The organism is Natronolimnobius baerhuensis (genome assembly GCF_002177135.1).
Classification (GTDB): domain Archaea; phylum Halobacteriota; class Halobacteria; order Halobacteriales; family Natrialbaceae; genus Natronolimnobius; species Natronolimnobius baerhuensis.
On the sequence record NZ_MWPH01000002.1, the window covers coordinates 188,118 to 210,060 of the forward strand.

At 59.9% G+C, this 21,943-nt stretch carries 19 protein-coding genes and 2 tRNA genes; 14 read left to right on the forward strand and 7 right to left on the reverse strand.

Annotated elements, in window-relative coordinates; all coding sequences use genetic code 11:
* Positions 1-9: 9 nt before the first annotated feature.
* Entirely contained in the window at positions 10-1,509 is a 1,500-nt protein-coding gene (gene guaB, locus B2G88_RS07105; RefSeq protein ID WP_087714400.1) for an IMP dehydrogenase, read from the reverse strand.
* A gap of 173 nt (positions 1,510-1,682) precedes the next feature.
* Here guaB and B2G88_RS07110 point away from each other — a divergent pair, with 173 nt between their 5' ends.
* From B2G88_RS07110 to B2G88_RS07140, 6 genes are all read left to right on the forward strand, one after another.
* Positions 1,683-2,654, forward strand: a complete 972-nt coding sequence (locus B2G88_RS07110; RefSeq protein WP_087714401.1) for an acetamidase/formamidase family protein — start codon at positions 1,683-1,685, stop codon at positions 2,652-2,654.
* Between the two features lie 241 nt (positions 2,655-2,895).
* Positions 2,896-4,131: a helix-turn-helix domain-containing protein gene (locus B2G88_RS07115; protein WP_054863384.1), complete on the forward strand. Its 1,236-nt coding sequence runs from the start codon at positions 2,896-2,898 to the stop codon at positions 4,129-4,131.
* Positions 4,132-4,177: 46 nt separating this feature from the next.
* Positions 4,178-4,507 (forward strand): HalOD1 output domain-containing protein, encoded by a 330-nt coding sequence (locus B2G88_RS07120; protein ID WP_140408824.1) that lies wholly within the window; start codon positions 4,178-4,180, stop codon positions 4,505-4,507.
* 342 nt (positions 4,508-4,849) lie between these two features.
* On the forward strand, positions 4,850-5,779 hold the full coding sequence (locus B2G88_RS07125) for a DUF5794 domain-containing protein (RefSeq protein WP_087714402.1): 930 nt from the start codon (positions 4,850-4,852) through the stop codon (positions 5,777-5,779).
* A gap of 49 nt (positions 5,780-5,828) precedes the next feature.
* Positions 5,829-6,003: transfer RNA gene (locus B2G88_RS19510), tRNA-Trp, on the forward strand.
* Between the two features lie 575 nt (positions 6,004-6,578).
* Entirely contained in the window at positions 6,579-7,268 is a 690-nt protein-coding gene (locus B2G88_RS07140; protein ID WP_054863386.1) for a helix-turn-helix domain-containing protein, read from the forward strand.
* A gap of 451 nt (positions 7,269-7,719) precedes the next feature.
* On the opposite strand, the gene B2G88_RS07145 is transcribed toward B2G88_RS07140, so the two are convergent.
* Positions 7,720-8,172, reverse strand: a complete 453-nt coding sequence (locus B2G88_RS07145; protein WP_087714403.1) for a hypothetical protein — start codon at positions 8,170-8,172, stop codon at positions 7,720-7,722.
* Between the two features lie 230 nt (positions 8,173-8,402).
* Between B2G88_RS07145 and B2G88_RS07150 the strand changes: the two genes are divergently transcribed.
* Complete coding sequence (locus tag B2G88_RS07150) at positions 8,403-9,581, forward strand: redox-regulated ATPase YchF (RefSeq protein WP_087714404.1); 1,179 nt, start codon at positions 8,403-8,405, stop codon at positions 9,579-9,581.
* 7 nt (positions 9,582-9,588) lie between these two features.
* On the opposite strand, the gene B2G88_RS07155 is transcribed toward B2G88_RS07150, so the two are convergent.
* A complete protein-coding gene (locus B2G88_RS07155; protein ID WP_054863387.1) occupies positions 9,589-9,999 on the reverse strand; it encodes an HIT family protein in 411 nt (136 codons plus the stop codon).
* A 314-nt stretch (positions 10,000-10,313) separates the two neighbouring features.
* Here B2G88_RS07155 and B2G88_RS07160 point away from each other — a divergent pair, with 314 nt between their 5' ends.
* Positions 10,314-11,093, forward strand: a complete 780-nt coding sequence (locus tag B2G88_RS07160; protein WP_054863388.1) for an alpha/beta hydrolase — start codon at positions 10,314-10,316, stop codon at positions 11,091-11,093.
* 39 nt (positions 11,094-11,132) lie between these two features.
* On the opposite strand, the gene B2G88_RS07165 is transcribed toward B2G88_RS07160, so the two are convergent.
* The gene (locus B2G88_RS07165; RefSeq protein ID WP_087714405.1) at positions 11,133-11,375 is read right to left on the reverse strand and encodes a hypothetical protein; all 243 of its coding nucleotides are present in this window, start codon (positions 11,373-11,375) and stop codon (positions 11,133-11,135) included.
* Between the two features lie 143 nt (positions 11,376-11,518).
* Between B2G88_RS07165 and B2G88_RS07170 the strand changes: the two genes are divergently transcribed.
* Entirely contained in the window at positions 11,519-11,749 is a 231-nt protein-coding gene (locus tag B2G88_RS07170; protein WP_054863390.1) for a hypothetical protein, read from the forward strand.
* Between the two features lie 503 nt (positions 11,750-12,252).
* Complete coding sequence (ppc, locus tag B2G88_RS07175; protein WP_087714406.1) at positions 12,253-14,943, forward strand: phosphoenolpyruvate carboxylase; 2,691 nt, start codon at positions 12,253-12,255, stop codon at positions 14,941-14,943.
* An 88-nt stretch (positions 14,944-15,031) separates the two neighbouring features.
* Here the strand turns inward: ppc and B2G88_RS07180 are convergent, their stop codons facing one another.
* Positions 15,032-15,982, reverse strand: coding sequence for an AAA family ATPase (locus tag B2G88_RS07180; RefSeq protein WP_087714407.1), 951 nt, complete (start codon positions 15,980-15,982; stop codon positions 15,032-15,034).
* A gap of 154 nt (positions 15,983-16,136) precedes the next feature.
* On the opposite strand from B2G88_RS07180, the gene B2G88_RS07185 reads away from it, so the two are divergent.
* The 3 genes from B2G88_RS07185 to B2G88_RS07195 all read left to right on the forward strand — a co-directional run bounded on the left by B2G88_RS07185 (position 16,137) and on the right by B2G88_RS07195 (position 18,343).
* Positions 16,137-16,221, forward strand: a tRNA-Ser gene (locus tag B2G88_RS07185).
* Positions 16,222-16,605: 384 nt separating this feature from the next.
* Complete coding sequence (locus tag B2G88_RS07190) at positions 16,606-18,075, forward strand: 4Fe-4S ferredoxin N-terminal domain-containing protein (protein ID WP_087714408.1); 1,470 nt, start codon at positions 16,606-16,608, stop codon at positions 18,073-18,075.
* A 55-nt stretch (positions 18,076-18,130) separates the two neighbouring features.
* Positions 18,131-18,343, forward strand: a complete 213-nt coding sequence (locus B2G88_RS07195) for a hypothetical protein (protein WP_054863391.1) — start codon at positions 18,131-18,133, stop codon at positions 18,341-18,343.
* A 9-nt stretch (positions 18,344-18,352) separates the two neighbouring features.
* Here the strand turns inward: B2G88_RS07195 and B2G88_RS07200 are convergent, their stop codons facing one another.
* On the reverse strand, positions 18,353-19,885 hold the full coding sequence (locus B2G88_RS07200; protein WP_087714409.1) for a (R)-citramalate synthase: 1,533 nt from the start codon (positions 19,883-19,885) through the stop codon (positions 18,353-18,355).
* A 168-nt stretch (positions 19,886-20,053) separates the two neighbouring features.
* Positions 20,054-20,404 carry a DUF192 domain-containing protein gene (locus tag B2G88_RS07205; RefSeq protein ID WP_054864057.1) on the reverse strand — a complete coding sequence of 117 codons (351 nt, stop codon included), beginning with the start codon at positions 20,402-20,404 and terminating at the stop codon, positions 20,054-20,056.
* 218 nt (positions 20,405-20,622) lie between these two features.
* Between B2G88_RS07205 and B2G88_RS07210 the strand changes: the two genes are divergently transcribed.
* Positions 20,623-21,942 carry an RNA-guided endonuclease InsQ/TnpB family protein gene (locus B2G88_RS07210; RefSeq protein WP_087714411.1) on the forward strand — a complete coding sequence of 440 codons (1,320 nt, stop codon included), beginning with the start codon at positions 20,623-20,625 and terminating at the stop codon, positions 21,940-21,942.
* Position 21,943: the final 1 nt, after the last annotated feature.

Consider the following 21,943-nt stretch of genomic DNA (forward strand, 5'->3'; position numbering starts at 1 on the left):
ACGAATTTATCAGCTATCCGGTGAGTAGTTCGGCGCTTCGTCCGTAATCACGACATCGTGAGCGTGGCTCTCAGCCTGCCCGGCCGAGGAGACGCGGACGAACTCACTGCGCTCTTTGAACTCGGGGATCGTCGGCGCGCCGACATAGCCCATCCCCGACTGCATACCGCCAGCGAGTTGGTGGAGTTCGGACTTGAGTGTCCCTTTGTACGGCGTCGCGGCTTCGACACCCTCGGGGACATAGTCTTCTTCCTCGTCCGGTTCTTCTTTGAGGTATCGGTCGCTGTCACCGGATTTCATCGCACCGACACTGCCCATCCCGCGGTACTGCTTGTACTTCTTGCCGTTCATCGTGACGACGCGGCCCGGTGCCTCCTCGGTGCCTGCGAAGTACGAGCCGAGCATGACTGCGTCCGCACCGGCTGCGATTGCCTTGATCGCATCACCGGAGTATCGAATGCCACCGTCTGCAATGACGGGAACGTCGTGTTCGCTCGCGACATCTGCGACCTGCGCGACGGCCGTGATCTGGGGCATCCCCGCCCCGGAGACGACTCGAGTCGTACAAATCGAGCCCGGCCCGATGCCGACTTTGATGCCGTCTGCAAAGTCGACCAGTTCGGCGGCCGCTTCGCGAGTGCCGACGTTGCCGACGACGACGTCCGCATCGACAGCCTCCTTGATCTCTCGAGCGCCGTCGATGACGTTTCGGTTGTGTGCGTGAGCGGTGTCGATAAAGAGGATATCCGCGTCCGCCTCGTCTGCGGCCTCGGCACGGTCCATCTCGAAGGGACTGACGGCGACGCCACAGCGGAGTTTGCCGTCGTCGTCGCGGACAGCTTCCTCGTACTCACGACGCTGGAGAATGCCCTGCATCGTGACGAGACCCACGAGGAGGTTCTCGTCGTCGACCACCGGCACGCGTTCGATCTTGTGCTCGTACATCAACTCGAACGCATCGCGTGGCTCGATCTTGTCCCCGGCCGTGATGACTTCGTCCGTCATCGCCTCCGTGACCGGGTCGTCCTCGTTGACCTCGAGATGTGGGCGGATGTCCGTACTCGAGATGATACCAAGGACTTCACCGCGAGTGTTGACGACGGGTGCACCGCCGACGCCTTCGCGGGCCATCAGGCTGTCGACTTCGCGGACGGACATCTCGGGGTCAGCGGTGACGACTGAATCCTGTGGGATGATGAGCTCGTCGGCGCTTTTAACGCGGCCGATTTCCTCGACCATCTCGTCGATGTTCATGTTGCGATGAAGGACACCGAGTCCACCGTGGCGAGCCATTGCGATAGCCATGCGGCTCTCGGTGACGGTATCCATCGCTGCTGAAAGAATCGGCACTGATACCTCGACGTCTTTCGAGACCTGCGAGGTGAGGTCTGCATCGTCTGGTTCGACACGGCTCTCTTTGGGTCGCAAGAGGACGTCGTCGAACGTTAGCGCTTCCGGTACCTGTAGCTTCGACAAATAAGGCTCGTGCTCGGGAACGTCGTTCGCCATGTAAACCGTCCGAAGCCGTCAGCAAAAAGGGTTGCGAGATAGAACCGTTTGTCAGGAAGATACACGTTCACATGGGTCCTACGATCAGCACGCACTATCTGTGTGTGCCAAAAAACAGTCATCGGCCCCAACCAGTGAACAGTTTATCATCTGTCAGGCCGTCTAGTCACTGAATGTCGGAGACGAACACTGCAATCGATCACCACCTGCCAGCGACCGACGAAACCATACACAGCGTCTGGAACAATGCCCTCGAGCCAGTGCTGACGATTGATCCCGGCGACGTCGTCCAGTTTGAGTGTCGAGATGCCACGAACGGCCAACTCACGCGAGCGTCGACGGTCGCGGACCTTCCGTCGCTGGATATCGACCAGATCCACCCGCTGACGGGGCCAGTCGCAGTCGAGGGTGCCCAGCCCGGTGACGTCCTCTCCGTCGAAATTCTGGCACTCGAACATCAGGGCTGGGGATACACGCTCGTCCTGCCGGGTGAGATGGGTCTCGGATTGCTTCCGGAGGAGTTTCCGGAGCCTGCGATACACGTCTGGGACCTCGAGGACGGCGTTGCGCACTTTACGAACGGCATCGAGGTGCCGATCAAGCCGTTCCCTGGAACGATTGGCGTTGCACCTGCTGCGGACGGAGAACACAGCACGAACCCGCCACGATCCGTCGGTGGCAATCTCGATATTAAGCACTTAACTGCGGGGTCGACGCTGCACCTGCCTGTCGCCGTCGAAAACGCCCTGTTCAGTATCGGCGACTGCCATGCTGCTCAGGGCGACGGCGAGGTCTGTATCAACGGCCTCGAGGCACCGATGTCCGTCACTTGTCGCTTCAGCCTGCAGTCAGATCGCTCGCTCGAGCGACCCCAGTTTGAAACGGCCGTCGCAAGTGGCCGCGACGAACCCATGTACGGCACGACGGGAGTCGATTCGGATCTCTATGAAGCGACGAAACAGGCCGTTCGAGGGATGGTCGATCATCTCCACAGCGAGCGCGGCCTCGCGCGCGAAGAAGCATATATCCTGTGCTCAGTCGCTGTCGATCTGAAAATCAATCAGGTCGTCAACGCGCCGAACTGGGTCGTTTCGGCGTACCTTCCGGAACAACTCTTTCCGGACGAGACCGCTGGCCACCAGTGATTCTTTCGGAGCAGTGACGTCTCGAATCGGATGCGAAGAAAGCAGACCTACTCATGCCAAAGAAGATATTCGATTGTCAGTTTCCTCGCGCAACTCATATTCGCTGACAACGAAGTAGGCGTATGGTGTGTACAGGGCATGAAACAACTAGAAACCGGACGTTCGTCGACGGAACCCCTCGAGCGAATAGACAGTCACTCCGACTCAATCCTGCGTTCTATCAGTTCCCAGTGGTGGTTCGATGACGGATCCTGCCGACTGGGGTCGAACGGAGACACACGAGGCTGCTGAGTCCGATGCGGACAGCGATGCTCGGCACCTCCCAGCCGATCTCGCCCGGCGCATTTTCACTGTCGGGCCGATCAGCACCCTCGTCATCGACTCGAGCGGGGCAATCGCGTTTGCAAACGAACGGGCAACCGAGACGCTTGGTATCTCGATGGCGGAACTGACGAGTCAGACGGCGGGTCCGGCGACGTGGCCGCTGACGGACGACAATGGCGCGCCGATTCCGCCGGCTGACCATCCCGTTACGTGTGTGTTCGAAACTGGCGACCCCGTTTTCGGCTTCGAACACTGGATCGAACTTCCGGATGGCACCAAACGGTGGCTCACAACCAACTCCTGTCCCGTTGTGGCCGACGGCGGCACTGTCGAGTACGTTGTCCTCGCGTTCGAGGACGTCACAGCGCTCAAACAGCGCGAGGACCGCTTGACCAGCGACCACATGCGCCACCTCGAGTTTCGTGTCGACCAGTCTGCCGTGCCGCCGTCGCTCCGTGGCGCTCCCGATGCAATCGACGACAGCGACGAGTCCGATGTCGATACCGGTGACGACAGTGACGGTGACAGCGATACCAACAGTTCCAACGAGACGCCCACCGAACGACGCATTGATATCGAATCCGTCGTCTCCGTCCCCGACAACGGCACTGTCCAGTACATGGGCACGGCCGACCTCTCCGCGAGCGAGTTTCTCGCTGCCATCGACGAGGTTCCCCACTACACGGACGTCCGACTGCTCAGCACGACGGAGGGATACAGCCGTCTCGAGGCGCGTGCGGAGTCAGCGACGGTCTCGGAACTGTTCCAGACGCTCGGTGGACAGCCCTGTGCGATCATCGTTGCCGACGACGAGGTTCGATTTCTCGGCGAACTGCCGGGTGATGTCGAGTATCGCCGTGTTGCGGATGGCATTCGACAGTTCCACACCGGGGTCGAACTGGTCGACGATGACCTCGTCTACTCGCCGCAGTTGCTGGCCGATGTCGTGCGGGATGCGCTGACTGACCGCCAACTGGCAACGCTCGATGCGGCCTACTACAGTGGCTACTTCGAGACTCCCCGGACCAGTACCGGCGACGAACTCGCGGCGAGTTTCGGTGTGACACGCCAGACGTTCAACCAGCACCTCCGCAAAGCCCAACAGATCGTCTTCAGACACTTGTTCGAAAAATCCGGTGCAGACGCACGCTGACTAGTCAGCGCGGCCGCTTACCACTCCGCTATCCGTATGTGGAGTAATGAATAATAACACGACTCGTGCTGAATCGGTGGCTGCTGCCGACGCGTTTTTCGAGACAGATCCCGAATCAGTCATCCGCACCGAATTCGACACTGACGAATCTGATGCAGTCGTCGTCACAGTCGTCACAACCGTTGCAACCATCGTCGACGAGGCTGTCGACGCGATGCCGCCACTGTTTAACTCCATCGACACCGAGGCAATGACCGAACTCATGGCCCATGGCCGACATCGTCCACACCCCACACTCGTTTCCTTTTCCTACCACGGGTGTTATGTAACCGTCTCGAGTCGCGGCGAGATTATCGTTGTTGCGCCGCCAGAGTAACGCGTTTTCCGTTTCGTCACCGGTTGAGGTTGCAGATCAGTACACCGACGCCCGGACCTGCACGTTAGTGTCGGGAACGCGACTGATCGTGAAAACCGGTCTCACACAACGCTTATTGACAATCCCATCGTTTCATCAAATATGTACGCTGTGAGTACAATCGATTCCCGAATCGGTGGCAAGGTGAGCAGTGACTCCGCCTTCACGTTTACATTCGGGAATCGCAAACGCAAACTCACAGCACGGGGCCACACCTGGACGAACTGGACGCCGACGTCCCAGTTACGGCATCGTCCACCCTATTACCCACCGGCCTCGGGTCATGGCCACTGTCCCTGACCGATGAGTACCTCTCAACACCCGATTGCCCTTCGCCTCGAGCGATTAGTCGGCGGTGACACGCGGCTGCTGGCGCTGGTAATGATGCTCCCGCTGATCGACGGCGTCTTCCCGGCGCTGATCCTCGCGGGCGCACTCGACAGTCCGATGGGGGCAGTTCAGGTCGGACTGCTCATCTTCGGTGGCAGTGCAACCGTCGCCGTCATCCTCGCGGAGATGAGCGGCACGCCCCGCGAGCAGGCGACGATAGTCCTGTTAGTCGGGATTCCGCTCATACTACTTGCGGCCATTCAGGCCGCGCTCGCGCCGGCAATCGAGAGCGTCCTCGATATCGTTATCTTCGAGCGCTTCGCCGCCCTGGTAATCCTCGCAATCGCCGCAAAAACCGCGAGTGCGACTATCGGCGAGTATCTCCCCAGCCCCGCCGTCATCATCGGCCTCGGACTGGTTGCGAGTCTCGATCTGAACGGCATGGCGTTCGTCCTCATGGACGACCCCGCGCTCGTGATGAACGCGACGCTCTCCGCGACGGTTGGCGTCGCCTTCGCGCTCGCCATTGCACTCACCGGCCCGTACCTGCGTGAGTACATGGACCTCGACCGCTTCCGATTCGGGAGCGCCGTTGCGCTGGGCTTGCTCCCAATCGCGCTGGTCGCCGATACGTTCGGCCAGGCCCCACTCGCCGCGCTCATCGTCGCCGGCCTGTTCGCCCTCGATCTCCCACTCGAGCGCGGCGGCGACTCGGACGATGATGACGACGACTCGTTCGCCCCCGCAGTCGGAACCGGCCCGCTCACCGACGGCGGGAGTCTGGGAGAGAGTTCGACTGACTCGAGTGACGCTGGTGACGGCGACGACAGCACCGGCGGTGACACAAAGTCGTCTCCCGGCGACGACTCGACCGACACCGAGGAACGCGCCCCCTGGTTGTAACGGTTCGAATCGAAACCACTTTAGGGCGGATCCCCCAACGTATGCTCGAGGGGTCGTGGCCAAGCCAGGGATGGCGACTGACTCCAGAGGCACCGCGCCCGGGACGACACTCCAGACTGATATACTGATCGGACACCTGATCAGTGTCCGTGTGATGACCCTCTGGAGTTCCGAGGCGCACCGGAGATATCAGTCGATCGGGGGTTCAAATCCCTCCGACCCCATTTCCTCACCGCGAACAACGTCGTGAGCGGTGCATACTGCTCGAGAGAACAGAAACTCCTCACTCGAGTCGTCGACGATCCGTTCGAACTGATACCAGAGGCCGAGCAGAATAGCAAAGAAGACGACACCTAATCCGACGCGGAGGCCGATCTCCTTGAGCCCGGTCGCTTCTGCGTGGACGAGTCCACCGGCCCAGTCGCCGATGAGGACCGCGAACCCGGTCGCGACGATCACCATAATGAGGTGCCGATCAGTCGGGATATCCATGCGACAGGTATCGTCATAGGACGGGTAAACAGCCCTCCCTGAAGTGGCCACGTCAATGCTTGCAGTGAGAGTGTCGTCGAAATCTATTGGCGACAAGACCGAGTGACTCGAGACGGGTGAGACTGCCTCGATTCGAAAAGCGACGGGGGCGTTGGCCAGTGCAGTGTATTCGTCACCGACAGTAGTGCCAGCGTAATTGGTTACTCAAACCGACCGTTTGGTTACACTGACTCTCACCCGAATTGGGTGGCGGGAAAGGCTACCGGAAACCCAACGCGTCTATACGTCTCTGTGGTGGATTCCGGTGATGACTACGGTCGTCGAACTCGAGATTCCGGCTGAACGGCTTGGACTCGCACGGACGTTTGATCGCGTCCCGACGTTCGAATGTGAGGTTGGCGGATTGATTGGTGATACAGCACCGCTGGTTCACGTCTCGGGTCCAGACCGACACACGGTCGAACGCGCACTCGAGGACGATCCATCGGTTTCGGTCGTCGCCTGCCTGAGTGGCGAGACACAGTCGACTGGGGCAAGCGCCACTCGCTGGCTGTTCCGACTCGAGTTTGGATCGGAGATCAAACTGTTTCAGGAGATCGTCTCGAGCAACAACGGGGCGATGCTGTCGGCGCGCAGCCACGACAACACGTGGTCGCTTCGGTTGCTGTATCACGACCGCAAGTCGGTGTCTGCCTCGCACGCGCTGTTCGAGCAGTACGACTATCACGTCAACGTCACACGGATCACGGAAACCGATTCGGCGGACCTCGATCTCGACCGACTCGAGACGCCGCTGACGGAGACCCAGTACGAGACGATCACGATGGCACATGAACTGGGCTACTTCGATGTCCCGCGACAGGTCACACTCGAGGAACTGGCCTCCGAATTAGATATTTCTCATCAGGCGCTGTCGGAGCGGCTTCGGCGCAGTCACGATGCACTGATCAGCTCAGAATTGACTGACCGACGAGCGCCGACGAAGGCCGATCCCTAAACTGGGGACCAGCGAGCAACCGATCACGGAGTCGGAGCGACGTGTACAAACGGAGAGTTGCCGGCAGCTACTCATTCAAGAATACAACAGTTTCGACCAAGGACAGGTCCAAGAAATACGTTCAGGCACTAAATCCAACCTTTTGGTCGTATTCGCGCTAAGAGATAGGTTTATTGCTGAACAAACAGTAATACAACTGTCGGCGTGATGCCGACCCCGACGTATCGGCACCAGATCGCCTGTGAGCGCCGGTGGATCACTCGTGCTCATGCAGTATCGGCCATTCGTGGCTGTGTGGCCGACGCTGCGGACAGATCTACTTGCGGGCGCAGATACCTGTCGCCCGCCACAGTTTTTCGCAGTTCGTCCCCATCAAGAGCAACAGATTGGAGAGCGAAGACGCAACCGTACTCGAGGACGCAACACACTACACGGTGATACCCGGCGACCGTCAGTCAGCGCGGGAACACGTTACCACCGCACTCGTGTCCGTCGCTTCCTCGAGCAGTTGCTCGGCGTGAAAGGCAACGGAGAAGTCCTGTGGGCTTGGAATCGAGCAGGCGAGCCAGCCAATCGCCGCTGCCGTGACAGCCGGCGTCGCGGCGGTCAGATACCCCGCAGCACCAAGTGCGAGGACGGGAGCGGCAAGCAACAGTGGCATGAGCGCCGCGATTCGAAGCACCCAGGCAGAATCGCGGCCGGTAGGCTGGGGTTCCACGACAGCCCACGGACAACTCGCAAGGAGTCCAAGCGGTCCGCTCGAGCGATCTGGGAGATACTCGAGGGTAAAATCGATTCCTGCAGATCGGAGTACGAGTGCATGCGACCACTCGTGAGCACACAATCCAATTCCAACCGCGAGTGCGAGCGCGACGCCAGCACCCACCACATCTATTCCGATCATGCAACGCGCGGACCAGTGCTCGAGTCAACTGTGTCGAACGGGAGCAACCGCGCATTCGGTTGGTGGGACGCTTGGTGCAAGTGCCATCGGATGCACGGATTTGTGTTTTAAAGCAGAACTGGCCTCGGCGGCTGACTTGGTCGTCCCACCGAGAGCTGCGAGCGGCTGTCGACGCCAGCGCGAGACACACAATCGAAAGACAGTTTGAACCCACGATGCTACGAGGACGCATGCTCTCGATTGCACTTGCCGGAAAACCAAACGCCGGCAAGTCCACGTTCTACACCGCGGCGACCATGGCCGAGGTTGACGTCGCCAACTACCCGTTCACGACAATCGACGCTAATCGGGGCGTCAGCTACGTCCGAACGGAGTGTCCGTGCCTCGAGCGCGACGAGCGCTGTAACGCTGACGACTGCGAGGACGGCAAACGCTACGTCCCAATCGAACTGATCGACGTCGCCGGACTCGTCCCCGGTGCACACGAGGGGAAAGGCCTGGGGAACCAGTTCCTCGATGAACTCACGAACGCCGACGTCATCGTCAACGTGATCGACGCCTCCGGTGGCACGAACGAGAAGGGCGAACCCGTCGACATCGGCGAACATGACCCACTCGAGGACATCGATTTCGTCGAGGAGGAGATGGACCTCTGGCTTGCAGGTATCGTCGAAAACAACTGGGAATCCGTCGAGCGAAAGTCTCGTTCGCCCGATTTCGATATCGACGACGTGCTGGCGGACATGCTCTCAGGCTTTGGCGCTTCACCGACCCAGATCGCAAAAGTCCTGCGCGAACTCGACTACCCGGCCGACCCGATCCAGTGGGAGGATAGCCACCGCGAGGAACTCGCCCGTCTTGTTCGCGAGCGCACCAAGCCAATTGTCGTCGCCGCGAACAAAATCGACGTCGCTCCCGAGGAGAACGTCGAAAAGCTACTCGAACTCGATAAACCCGTCATCCCGACGACTGCGGAGGGCGAACTCGCGCTCCGGCGGGCAGCAGAGAACGGTCTCGTCGACTACGACCCTGGCGACAAGTCACTCGCAATCGGCGACGACGTCACCGACGCCCAGCGCGAGGCACTCGAGGGACTCCGCGAGACGATGACCAACTGGGACGGCACCGGTGTCCAGGGCGCGCTCAACTACGCCGTCTACGACCTACTCGAGCACATCACAGCGTATCCAGTTGAAGACGCCGCGAAGTGGTCCGACGGCAGCGGGAATATTCTACCCGATGCCTTTCTCTTGTCCGACGGTTCGACGCCCGTCGACCTCGCCTACGCCGTCCACTCCGATATCGGCGACGGCTACCTGCACGCCGTCAACGCGAAATCGAGTCGGGAAGTGAGCGACGAGTACGAACTCGAGGAGGGCGACGTGATCAAGATCGTGAGTACGAATTAGCACATTCTCACAGTTCGCTACGGAGGGCGGCGGCAACCTCTTGATTTGACTTCTCGGTAGAGTCGCCGGAAGCCCAGTGAAGGGTCACATCGTCGTCCTCGTACCGCGGTACGACGTGGACGTGTGCATGGAAAATCTCTTGACCAGCAGCAGTCCCGTTCGACTGGACGATGTTTATTCCGTCCGGATTACAGGCCGACTCGATGGCGTCCGCTATACGCCAAGCGGTCTGGAACACGCTACCCACGAATGTCTCTTCCATATCCGTCAGCGTTTCGTAGTGAGCCGTCGGAACAACCAGCACGTGTCCGGGGTTGGTCGGCTCGATGTCGAGGAAGGCGAGGCTTTCCTCGTCCTCGTAAATTCGGTGGGTAGATTCCTCTTCGTCGACAATGTCACAAAAGATACAGTCGGACATACGCTACTCTGAGAGTTGATCGTCCAAAGACTCTTTTGCTAGAGTATGTCCACAGCAGTAGTAATCACGAAACAGACGAGAATAGATCGCATTTTATCTGTTGTGTACGCTGTGTGGACTCAGTATCTGTGATCAAGATCGTGAGTACGAACTGATGATTGGCGAACGCTCCCGTATTCTGCTTTTTTTATCTGTGCTGCAGTTGCACGCAGTGATCAGTGAGGGAAGTAAATTGGGTACCATAGATCGCACTCCCCGGTGTAACTGACCACTCTCTGCGAACATTTTTGTGGACGTGTCGTTACTTAGTTCCCATGGGTAGTGTCATTGAAGAACAAAATATCCGTTTCAAACAAACCCCTGAACGCGACCTTCTTGCGAACGTGTTTCTTCCGTCTACCGAGGAGTGGAGAGACACGGTCGTCATCTGTCTTCACGGCGGCGTTTGGAATCGCGGCAACCGGTCGTTCTTTGACGACCGATGTCGAGCGTTCGCCGAGCAACGTATCCCTGCGCTGACGACCGATTATCGGCGTTCCGGCGAAGCGACGTATCCGGCTGCAGTACAGGACGTAAAGAGTGCGGTTCGCTGGATTCGACACGAGGAGCCGTTCGGAATCACGCCACACCAAATTGTACTCTGCGGGCACTCAGCCGGAGCCCATCTCGCTGCTTTGACCGGGGCAACTGCGGCGAGCGAACCGACACCCGATGACGAATACGAAAACGCTGCGATGACGGTCGATGGACTCGTCTGTTTCGATGGCCCCTACGACCTACTCGGTGCGAAAGAACACGGTGAAACAGCAGACTTCATGGGCGGGTCGCCGACCGAGATCCCCAAACAGTACCAAGAAGCGTCACCACGTGAGCGCGTTACATCTTCGCATCCGCCGACGCTACTGTACCTTGCAGAAGACGATGAGTGGCTCACAATGCGTGAAACGCGTGCGTACCGTGACGCCCTCAACATCGCGGGTGTGGATGTCGAACTGCGTACACCACCGGGAGACCACTTCTTTTTCACCGAGAATCCGTGGTTCGAGCGAACAGTGAACCGAACTGTGACCTTCATAGAGCGAATTCAATCTTGATGAATACGCATCCGTAGTGACCAAGAAATCAGTCTGCACTCACCACAGAATCCAGTCGAGAAGCCCACCGAGCGCAATGAGTGCGACGAACCCGATGTACACCGCTCTGTTGGCACTGACCCACGCCGCTGCGGTCGCCGACACACAGACGATCACGGTTCCGAGGAACAGGGACCCGAATGCGATCACTGCGAGGAGGTTTCCCGCTTCGACGTTTGCGAGACAGAGCAATCCAAACGGAATGCCACCGCCCAGAATATCTGCTCGAGGGCTATTTGTCATAACCATCGGTTCAGACAGTGAGAGAGTACCTGAGTGTTCGCTAAAATATCTCTCGGAGAACGGACGAGACCACTCGAGCACCACGAGTAACTGAGCCAGTACCTGCGCACAACAGCTATAGGGAATCCATCTGTAGTATTTCTATGGACGAACCAGCACGACTCGGAGCCGACTCGATTGCAGACGCGGTGTACTGGCTTGGAAACATCGCGTACTTGCTGGTGACACTCGCCGTTGCAGGCGCGCTCGCGAACGCAATCGGGACCGCCCTCGGTGGTGGGTATCCCGGAACAGGGCTCGGCGTGCTCACGTTCGTCGCGGTATTCCTAGGCGCGATGCGACTGTACTTTGCGTTGTTCATGCAAAATGCGTAACCTCGAGTCAGTGTGAGAGACGCAACCGAACAGTACCTGGTCAAGTAACACGTTACGAGAACGGTTGGCTTCGTTCGAGCGCTGTTCTCTTCTTCAAGGGACCTCTTGTCTATAGGGAAACGCCGTTCTCCATCACAGCATTCTAGTAGGACTGTACAACACAAGATGTGAACGCAGCCGAAAGCGGCTGCTGAGTGGCACAACTAGTCCCTATCTCGAGGAGAAGCATCGATGCGAAGACAACACTGAGTATATGTACAGTCAACATAGTACGAAGAACTTCTGAATCAGGGCTTTCTCGGAAACGCGGCGACTGAGTATTGAGAGAGGCCGCTATTCGAGAGACCAGAATTCGCCCGGTAGGGCATGTGTCGTCGTCTCGAACGAACTGCTCAGGCCCTATTACTCATGCACACCTGTACTGTACTATCTCAGAAAGTAAGCCACTATATAGTGAATCGGCCTGCGAGGGATTTTTAGACCCCCAGCGCAATCGACGTGATATGCAACTCCATAACAGAGACGTTCGCCAGGACGTTCGCGAACTCGGGGAACTCCTTGGAAACGTACTTGAGGGCCAAACCTCTCGAAAGTCGTTCGAGACGGTCGAGTCCTGTCGCCAGACAGCAATCGACTACCGCGCAGGGGATATCGACTCGAGGGAGTCACTCATCTCGGAACTCGAAACGCTCTCACCACACCAACAGCGGGTCGTCGCGCGGGCGTTTACGACCTACTTCGAACTGATTAATCTCGCCGAGGAGCGCGAGCGCGTGCGAACAATCCGCGAGGCATCACAGGAGGGCACGCTCGAGGACAGCCTCGAGACGGCAGCCGAGCAACTCGGTGCGGACGACCTCGAGACCGTCCAGCAGGTACTGGATGACGTACTCATCGAGCCGACGTTTACCGCCCACCCGACTGAAGCCCGGCGTAAAACGGTCAAATCGAAGCTGCGAGCGATTGCGACCGACCTCGAAACGCTGGACGAACGGCTCTTGACAGACAAGGAGTCGGAGCAGGTCTGGCGCGATATCGATTCGGAAGTGACGAGCCTCTGGCAGACGCCGCAGGTTCGGAACCGCCAGCCAGAACCCGAAGACGAGGCACGCAATGTCCAGTGGTATCTCGAGAACACGCTGTTCGACGTCGTTGGCGAGGTGTACGACGAACTTGCGGATGCCATCGACGAGGAAGTCGACGGCGACCTCGAGATTCCCAAACTGTTCGAGTTCCGCTCGTGGGCCGGCAGCGACCGGGACGGGAACCCATACGTCACGCCCGACGTCACGGCCAACACGCTCGAGCGCCAGCGGTCACTCGTCCTCGAGCGCTACCGCGAACAACTCAAACGGCTCTCAGGCGTGCTCAGTCAGGATGGCAGCCGAATCGACGCGGGCTCTGCGTTTCAGGCGACGCTCGAGGCAGATCGGGAGCGGCTTCCGGGAAGCGCCCGCGAAGCCGAGGATCGCTACCCCGGCGAACCGTACCGCCAGAAACTCAAGCTCATGCGCGAGCGCCTCGACCGCGTCGGCGATGTTCGCCCCGGCGGCTACGAAACCGTCGACGAACTGCTCGAGGATCTCGAGGTCATCGCGGAGAGTCTCCAGAACAACGGCGGCGAAAGCGTCGTCACCGCCCATGTCGATCCAATTCGACGGCAGGTCGCAACGTTTGGCTTCTCGCTGGCCAGTCTGGACCTGCGCGAACACCAGCAAAAACACACCGACGCCATCGCTGACGCCCTCGAGGGTGAAGGAATCGACTACCACGCCTTAGACGAAGACGAGCGCGTCGAGTTACTGACGGATGCTATCCTGCAGGACGAGCGTGTGATCGACCTCAGCGACACCGACGGCCTCTCGGACGACTCCGCCCGCGTGCTTCGGCTGTTCGACAGTCTCGGCGACTGGCAGACCGAGTACGGCGTCGAGGCCATCGACACCTACGCCATCTCGATGACCGACGAGCCAAGCCACGTCCTCGAGGTGCTGTTCCTCGCCGATCAGTCCGGTGTCGTCTCCCTGCCCGAACACTGCGGACTCGACATCGTGCCGCTGCTCGAGACCGAATACGCCCTCTCCGGTGCCCGGCGCATCATGGGCACGCTGTTCGAGAACGAAGCCTACAGCCAGGCGCTCGAGGCTCGCGGACAGACCCAGGAGATCATGCTTGGCTACTCCGACTCGAACAAAGAGAACGGCTTCCTCGCGGCGAACTGGTCGCTGTACAAGAACCAGCGCCGACTGGGCGAAATCTGTGACGACTACGACGTAACGATGCGGCTGTTTCACGGCCGCGGCGGCTCGATTTCTCGCGGCGGCGGGCCGATGGGCGAGGCGTTACTCGCGTTGCCAAACAGCACCGTTACGGGGCAGGTCAAGTTCACTGAGCAGGGCGAGGCAATTGCCGAGAAGTACGGCAACCCGCGTATCGCCGAGCGCAACATCGAACAGATGGTAAACGCCCAACTGCGCGCACGTCACAACGCGATCAACAACCCGACAGAAGAGATTCCCGACGAGTGGATGGACGCGATGGAGACGATGGCCAACGCCGCTCGCCAGGAGTACCGTGATCTGCTCGAGAGCGACGGGTTCGTCCAGTACTTCGAGCAGGCGACGCCGATCACCGTCATCGAAAACCTCGATCTTGGCTCGCGGCCAGCCTCCCGGTCGGGCGAACGTACCGTCGAGGATCTGCGAGCGATTCCGTGGGTGTTCTCCTGGACCCAGTCGCGCTGTATCCTCCCGGGCTGGTACGCCATCGCGACGGGTATCGACGCCTACCTCGAGGACGGCGGCTCGGAGAAAATCCTCCAGGAGATGTACGACGAGTGGGACTTCTTCCGGACGACGGTCGACAATGCCGCACTCTCGCTATCACGGACTGAACTCGAGATCGCCGAGCGGTACGCGAATATGGCTGACGAAGACCTGCGAGAGACCTTCTTCCCGCGACTTACCGGCGAGTACGAGCGGGCTACGGAACTTATTCAGACCATTGGCCAGCGCGATCAACTGCACACGCGTGATTGGCTCGGCGAGAACTTAGAGCGCCGGAATCCTTACGTCGATCCACTGAACCTGCTGCAAACCTATCTGCTCGACCGAACGCACCGCACAGACATCGAGGAGCGAACGCTGCGCCTGACGGTGAAAGGAATCGCAGCCGGGATGAAAAACACCGGATAGCGAACTCGAATCGAGGCTCGAGTTGGTGTCTCTCAAGTGCGAAACGTCGCCCTGATCAGTCGACGTTTCTCGAGTGCGGTCGAAGGCCTTAGTCAATCGTCGGCACTGGTACCGACTCGAGGACACTCTCGATCACGCGTGATTTCTGGACTTCGTTGACCGTTGCGTCGGGAGTGAGGACGAGTCGGTGGGCAAGCACCGGCTGGGCGACGCGCTTGATGTCGTCCGGCGTGACGTACTCCTGGCCGCGCATGGCCGCGTAGGCGCGAGCCGCCTCGAACAGTCGCTGGGTCCCACGTGGCGAGACCCCGACATCAACGCGGCCATCAGTCCGCGTCTCGCGGGCGAGTTTGGCGACGTACTCGAGAAGATCCTCGTCGACACGGACGGATTCGGAGACCGTTCGAAGCTGTGCAACCTGTTCAGGCTCGAGAACCGACTCAAGCGACGGGCTCCCGGTTTCGCGACTCGCACGGCGGCGCAGCAGTTCGATCTCGCCGGCCTCGTCGGGATAGCCCATCGAGGTCTTGACGAGGAAGCGATCAACCTGCGCTTCTGGCAGCGGGAAGGTCCCCTCCTGTTCGACGGGATTCTGCGTCGCGATCACGAAGAAGGGATCAGGCAACTGGCGCGTCTCGCCATCGGTCGTGACCTGTCCTTCTTCCATCGCCTCGAGCAGCGCGGCCTGGGTCTTCGGCGGCGCGCGGTTGATCTCGTCGGCGAGCACGATGTTCGCGAAGATGGGGCCTTCGTTGAACTCGAATTGGCGCTCGCGTTCGTTGAACACGTGCGTGCCAGTCACGTCCGCGGGCAGGAGGTCGGGCGTGAACTGGATGCGGGAAAAGGAAAGTCCAAGCGCGCTTGCGATACTGTGGGCGGTGAGCGTCTTTCCGGTCCCGGGCACGTCCTCTAAGAGTACGTGGCCGCGGCCGACGACGCCGACCATAATCTCCTCGAGGAACGACCGCTCGCAGATGACTGCCTCACTGATCGTCTCGAGGACGGCCTCGCACTCGCTGCTGGCCTGCGTAACGTCCATGGCAACGCCGTCGGCCCCTCGTATCAAATTAGTTTCGTTCTCGGCACTCGAGGTGGTGTATTGACACAACGGCCAAACGCCGTCACGTGAATCCGTTCCACTCACAGCGAAAAATCGAAACCGGTAAAAACGTCTCCCCGGTATGTACAGGTGAGCCGAGATAGCCTAGCCCGGCCAAGGCGGTAGATTCGAAATCTACTGTCCTCACGGACTCGGGAGTTCAAATCTCCCTCTCGGCGCTTTTACAACACCAATTCCGATGAGCGACGCATAGCGGCGCGAATCACAGACAGGTGCTGTAAACCGATACAGAGGAGATTTGAACGAGGTCAGGCGCGCACAACGGAGCGGGCACGTCTGGACGTTGTTCAAATCTCCCTCTCGGCATTGTTACGCCGCTTAAGCCTTCCTACTACAACTCGAGCGACGAGTCTGACTGCCGACTCTCGAGCAGTCAGACCACCACGTTGACCCAGGCAACGAACCCAGTAACCGCGGTCCATGCCCGTCATTCTCAGGGGCCTTTTTTATTCGTACTGGGCTGGTCGGAGAACCGTGTTCGTGACTATAATCTCGAGGTATCCGCAGTCTGTGATCGCGCCGGAACAGTGGGGTGAGAGGCGATGAGTTCACCTGACTCACCCAGCGATGCACACAGTGACGACGACGGTGGCTTTCACCCCCTCGGCGAGGCCGCCGAGGAGGAGTTCGAAAAGATGCTCGAGGAGACGGAGTACGACGCCGAACTCGGGATGGAGATGGCCAAGGATGCGATGCGGGTGACGAAAGGCGAACTCTCCGACGAGGTGTTCTACGACCGCTACCACGAGGAGGTTGTCGAGGAGTTCGGCGAGGATAGCCGCCCGATGGCCGAGGAGATCGAAGCCGCTCGAGAGGCAGACGACGACGGTGCTGAACTCCTTTCACGGCTTGGACTCGACGAGGACTCCCGCCGTGGCATGATGAAGAAGATGGGAGCCGGGGCTGGCGCTGTCGGATTCGGTGCGTGGACTATGTCAGAAAGCGGTGACGACCCGGAGCGTGCCGTTGCGGCCCAAGACGAGGAGGACGACGAGACGGCAGCCGACGCCGATGGTGAGGGCGATGGCGACGACGTCCAGTGGGGGATGGCGCTCGACCTCGAGGTCTGTGATGGCTGTCTCTCCTGTGTCGTGGCCTGTAACGCTGAGCACAACTGGAACGAAGGGGCGAACTGGATGTACGTGCTGGCCTACGACGATGGGACGGTCGAGTCGCCTGAGCCGGACGAGTTCGAGGATACACGGGACTTCAACTACCTCATCCGGCCGTGCCAGCACTGTACCGATGCGCCCTGTGAGAAGGTCTGTCCAACGACCGCTCGCCACACTCGAGACGAAGGCGGCCTCGTGTTGACCGATTATGACGTCTGTATCGGCTGTCGATACTGTCAGGTCGCTTGCCCCTACGGGGTGAATTACTTCCAGTGGGATGACCCGACCGCGGAAGCCGAGGAGATGGACGCGGAGATGCAGTTCGACGAGCGCGACCGCTGGGTCAGTGGCTCCGGTCCGCGCGGCGTCATGGAAAAGTGCATTTTCGATCCGGCGCGTCAGGACGGCCAGATGGGCGAGGACATGGTCGGGACGACCGCCTGCGAGGATGCCTGTCCGCCCGGCGCGATCCAGTTTGGTGACATGAACGACCCCGAGAGCGATCCCCAGCAGTACGTCGATAACGTCCCACTGGCGCGTGCACTCGAGAACGACCCAGACGAGGAGGATGACGAAGAGTTAGTAGAGGCAATCGAGATACTCGCCGGCGAGCAAGAGCCTGCAGACGAGGACGACGAGGATGCCGACACGCTCACTGAGGCGGAAGCGACGCGGTTAGTCGAAGGCGAGTACGGCAGCCCCGACTCGACGTTCCGACTGCTCGAGGAGTACAACACGAATCCGAACGTGATCTATATCGGTAACGAGCCGGGGCCGAACGCCGAGCAGGTTCCCGGGCCGATTTCGTACGCCGATGTCGGGCAGGTCGACGACCGACAGGACGTCCTCGAGGAGGGGACGGTTGACCCGAGCTGGGTTGCAGATCAGTTGGGACTGTAACGCCACCGGCATACGAACTCGAGAGCTTCATAACGGTTCGTTCGAACACTCGCATATGAATTCACGCGGACGGTTGATCGTCGGGCTGCTCTGGATCGGCGTTGCAGGATTGATGGCGATGAGCCTCGAGTTCGGTATGCCGACGTCGTTCGACGACGCGATTCGGCTGTTCGTCGTCGTGTTAGCCCTGTTTCTCGCGGTCGTCTATCTGTTCGACCCGTGGGGCATTCATGATCGTATGATGCCGGGCACCGACGAGCAGGAATAAAAACGGAGATTAGTCGTCTGCGGGCGTGAGTGGCTGATTCTCGGAGGCAAGAAGTCGATCAAGCGCGTCGACCATCGCCTCGACGCTGGCGCGGGTGATGTCGGCCTCGCTGCGGGCGACGGTCACCGAGCGGTCATCGCGAGCCATCGTCACTTCGACCGTGACGACGGCGTCGGTGCCGCCCGTGACGGCGTTGACGCGATAGGACTCGAGTTCCGCATCGGCCTGCGAGCCGAGCGCTTCGCGCACGGCGGAGACGGCGGCGTCGACGGGTCCGGAGCCGGTGCCGCTAGCGACGCGTTCCTCGCCGTCGACTGCGAGTCGGATGCTCGCGGTCGGGACGGCACCGCCGCTGGTGGCAGTCAGATCGAGCAGTTCGACGACGCGCTCGCGGTCGTCGCCGGTGACGTCCTCGGCGATTGCGAGCAAGTCGGCGTCGGTGACGCGACGACCGCGGTCGCCGAGTTCCGTCACGCGCGTCGCGATTTCGGAAATCTCGTCGTCGCCAGCTTCGACGCCGTGTTCCTCGAGCGTGGCCTTGACGCCCGCGCGGCCGGTGTGCTTGCCGAGTGCGAGCCGGCGTTCCCGGCCGACGGTTTCGGGCGCATAGGGCTCGTACATCTTGTCGTCTTTGAGCGTGCCGTCCGTGTGGATGCCACTTTCGTGCGTGAAGGCGTTCTCGCCGATGACGGCCTTGTTCGGTGGGAGTTGGACGCCCGTTGCTCGCGAGACGAGTTGGGCGAGATCGTACAGCTCCTCGAGTTCGAGCGTTTCCACGTCGTAAACGTGTGAGAGCGCGATTGCAACTTCCTCTAAGGCGACGTTACCGGCGCGTTCGCCGAGGCCGTTGACCGTACAGTGGACGAGATCAGCACCCGCCGAAACGGCCGTGATGGCGTTCGTGACGCCGAGACCCAGATCATCGTGCGTGTGTGCGCTGACGGGGCCGAGATCGGCGAGTCGGGAGACTGCCTCGGCGGTGCGCTCGGGACCCGTGTGGCCGACGGTATCGGCGAAACAGGTTCGATCCGCGCCCGCGTCGAGTGCGGTCGCCATGAGTTCCTCGAGATAGTCCAGATCCGCTCGAGAGCCGTCCTCGCCGATGACTTCGACCCAGAGGTCGTGGTCGGTGGCATACTCGACGAGTTCGGCGGTGGCCTCGAGGTTGTCCTCGCGGGAGGTGCCGACCTTGCCCTCGACGTGGCGGTCGCTCGCGGGGACGACGATGTGGACCCCGTCGACGTCACACTCGAGCGCGAGGTCGATGTCGTGCTCGAGGCCGCGACAGAAACTCGTCACGGTGGCGTCGAGTTCGAGGTCGGTGACTCTCGAGATGGCCTGTCGCTCACCCGCACCGGTACAGGCGCTTCCGGCTTCGATGACGGCGACACCCGCACGCTCTAGGCCGCGGGCGATTTCGACCTTTTCGTCGGGTGAGAGCGACACACCTGGGGCTTGTTCGCCGTCGCGAAGCGTGGTATCGAGAAGGCGGACGGTACGGTCCGATGGAATCGTCTGCTCGGTGGAGTAATTAACAGGCAAATGTGATGAACTGCGACTACGTTCGTCGCTGAATTTCGCATCCAGCCGGGTCGCCCCGACTTCCTCTATCCTCGTGCGGCGGTGAGACGGAATCTCGTGCCATAGTATCTCGTTCTATCGAACGACTGCGACTTAAACTCGCCGGTTTCACACCTCGAGTGCGTTTCGTTACTCCTCGAGAACGAGCCGATCACCGACTTCAACATCGGCCGCAGCGCCTGCCGGGAGTTCGACGATGGTGTCTGCCTCCTCGCGTCTAAAGCCGAGCCAGGGGCGCAAGCGCTCGACACGCTGGACGACCCCATCGACGAGCCAGACCACATCGAGCGGGACGAACACGAACAGCATGTGGATATCGCGCGTCTTCGCGCTCCCGAATTGAAAGACGAGCGCATAGTCGTCTGGAACTGAGCGACGAAACATCAGCCCGCGCGTCTGGCTCACCAGCGAGTCGGCGATATCGACACTCGAGGCGAGTGTCACAGCGTCGGCACCGGAGCGAACGTGTCGGAGTGTCACTGCATCGAATCGACGTGCAGGACGCAAAAAGCTCACGCCCGATGGGTGTCCAGTGTATTATGGGGTGAACAGGCGCAAAACCTCGCCGTTCACGGCGGGGATACGCGCCGTCACTGGATGGCACTCTCCACCGATAACTGCACGGCTGGATATTCCACGTGCCAACCCAAAAATTTACAGTATAAGCCAACATAACCTGTTATGGAGACGTTTCACGAATGCACGTCCACCGAACATACCGGGCGAAAATCCGTAACCACTCCCAAGTGGCGCGGATACTCGACCTGCACGCGTGGAGTGCATCGAAACTGTGGAACGTTGCGAACTATCACTCCCGAGAAGTCTGGGAGGACACGGGCGAGATTCCCGATGACTCGGACTTGAAAAGCGAGTTGAAGACCCACAACAAGTACAAAGGACTCCATTCACAGTCCAGTCAGCGCGTTCTGGAGGAACTCGCTGAAGCCTTCAACTCGTGGTACAGCAAACGCAAGTCGGATAATCGAGCGAATCCGCCCGGCTACCGCAAGAAAAACTCCTACGACAACAAGGGCAATCGCGTCCACGAAGAACACCCACGCAGCACGGTGACGTGGAAGCAGAAAGGCATCCGTCACGACTCGAACCACAACCGCGTTCGGCTCTCGAAAGGTGCGAACCACAAAGACCACCCGCGAGACTGGGACTACATCCTCGTCGAATACGAGACACGCCCCGAGGTCACGGTCGAAAACCTGCAACAAGTCCGCGCCGTCTACAGTAAGTCGAAACAGCGGTGGGAACTACACCTCGTCTGCAAACACGAAGTGGAGACGCCTACCGCACCCGGCACCGAGACGGCGGGTATCGACCTTGGAATCTGTAACTTCGCCGCCGTCGCCTACAGCACCGAGGAGGCCGACCTCTACCCCGGCAACCGAGTGAAGCAAGACGGGTACTACTTCCCGAAAGAAATCGCCAAGTGCGACAACTCAAGCGGTTCTGAAGCCACCCGATTGCACCACAAGTGGTCGGAACGCCGCACCCACTTTTTCCACAGTCTCGCCAAACATATCGTTGAACAGTGTGTCGAGCGAGGCGTGGGTCGTATCAACATCGGGAAACTCAACGGCGTGCGTGAAGACGAAAACGGCGAGTCGAAGAACTGGGGTCGGCATGGAAACCTTGATTTGCACGGATGGGCGTTCGACCGATTCACCAACATTCTCACCTACAAGGCGAAAATCGAGGGCATCGGAGTCGTAGAGGTTTCAGAACGTGGCACGAGCAAGACGTGTTGCGTCTGCGGTAGAGAAGACGATAGTCAGCGCGTTGAACGTGGCTTGTACGTCTGCGAGGAGTGTGACGCGGCGTTCAACGCTGACGTGAACGGGGCGGAGAACATCCGGCTCGACATCAACAACGAAAGTAACTCCGAGTCTTCGGCCAGTTTGGATGAGGATAGGAGTACCGGCTGGTTGGCACAGCCCGGAGTCTACCTTCATGACTTGTCCCACGGATTCTCACCGAGGGAACAAGTGGTGGACTGCAAACCGTAAT

What these genes read in the sequence shown, in the direction of transcription:
- B2G88_RS07170 (WP_054863390.1), top strand. Translation starts at nt 11,519, where the DNA reads ATGGACGAACCAGCACGACTCGGAGCCGACTCGATTGCAGACGCGGTG.
- guaB (WP_087714400.1), bottom strand. Translation starts at nt 1,509, where the DNA reads ATGGCGAACGACGTTCCCGAGCACGAGCCTTATTTGTCGAAGCTACAG.
- B2G88_RS07145 (WP_087714403.1), bottom strand. Translation starts at nt 8,172, where the DNA reads ATGATCGGAATAGATGTGGTGGGTGCTGGCGTCGCGCTCGCACTCGCG.
- B2G88_RS07125 (WP_087714402.1), top strand. Translation starts at nt 4,850, where the DNA reads ATGAGTACCTCTCAACACCCGATTGCCCTTCGCCTCGAGCGATTAGTC.
- B2G88_RS07190 (WP_087714408.1), top strand. Translation starts at nt 16,606, where the DNA reads ATGAGTTCACCTGACTCACCCAGCGATGCACACAGTGACGACGACGGT.
- B2G88_RS07210 (WP_087714411.1), top strand. Translation starts at nt 20,623, where the DNA reads ATGCACGTCCACCGAACATACCGGGCGAAAATCCGTAACCACTCCCAA.
- B2G88_RS07120 (WP_140408824.1), top strand. Translation starts at nt 4,178, where the DNA reads ATGAATAATAACACGACTCGTGCTGAATCGGTGGCTGCTGCCGACGCG.
- B2G88_RS07195 (WP_054863391.1), top strand. Translation starts at nt 18,131, where the DNA reads ATGAATTCACGCGGACGGTTGATCGTCGGGCTGCTCTGGATCGGCGTT.
- B2G88_RS07180 (WP_087714407.1), bottom strand. Translation starts at nt 15,982, where the DNA reads ATGGACGTTACGCAGGCCAGCAGCGAGTGCGAGGCCGTCCTCGAGACG.
- B2G88_RS07160 (WP_054863388.1), top strand. Translation starts at nt 10,314, where the DNA reads ATGGGTAGTGTCATTGAAGAACAAAATATCCGTTTCAAACAAACCCCT.
- ppc (WP_087714406.1), top strand. Translation starts at nt 12,253, where the DNA reads ATGCAACTCCATAACAGAGACGTTCGCCAGGACGTTCGCGAACTCGGG.
- B2G88_RS07115 (WP_054863384.1), top strand. Translation starts at nt 2,896, where the DNA reads ATGACGGATCCTGCCGACTGGGGTCGAACGGAGACACACGAGGCTGCT.
- B2G88_RS07110 (WP_087714401.1), top strand. Translation starts at nt 1,683, where the DNA reads ATGTCGGAGACGAACACTGCAATCGATCACCACCTGCCAGCGACCGAC.
- B2G88_RS07140 (WP_054863386.1), top strand. Translation starts at nt 6,579, where the DNA reads ATGACTACGGTCGTCGAACTCGAGATTCCGGCTGAACGGCTTGGACTC.
- B2G88_RS07150 (WP_087714404.1), top strand. Translation starts at nt 8,403, where the DNA reads ATGCTCTCGATTGCACTTGCCGGAAAACCAAACGCCGGCAAGTCCACG.
- B2G88_RS07155 (WP_054863387.1), bottom strand. Translation starts at nt 9,999, where the DNA reads ATGTCCGACTGTATCTTTTGTGACATTGTCGACGAAGAGGAATCTACC.
- B2G88_RS07165 (WP_087714405.1), bottom strand. Translation starts at nt 11,375, where the DNA reads ATGACAAATAGCCCTCGAGCAGATATTCTGGGCGGTGGCATTCCGTTT.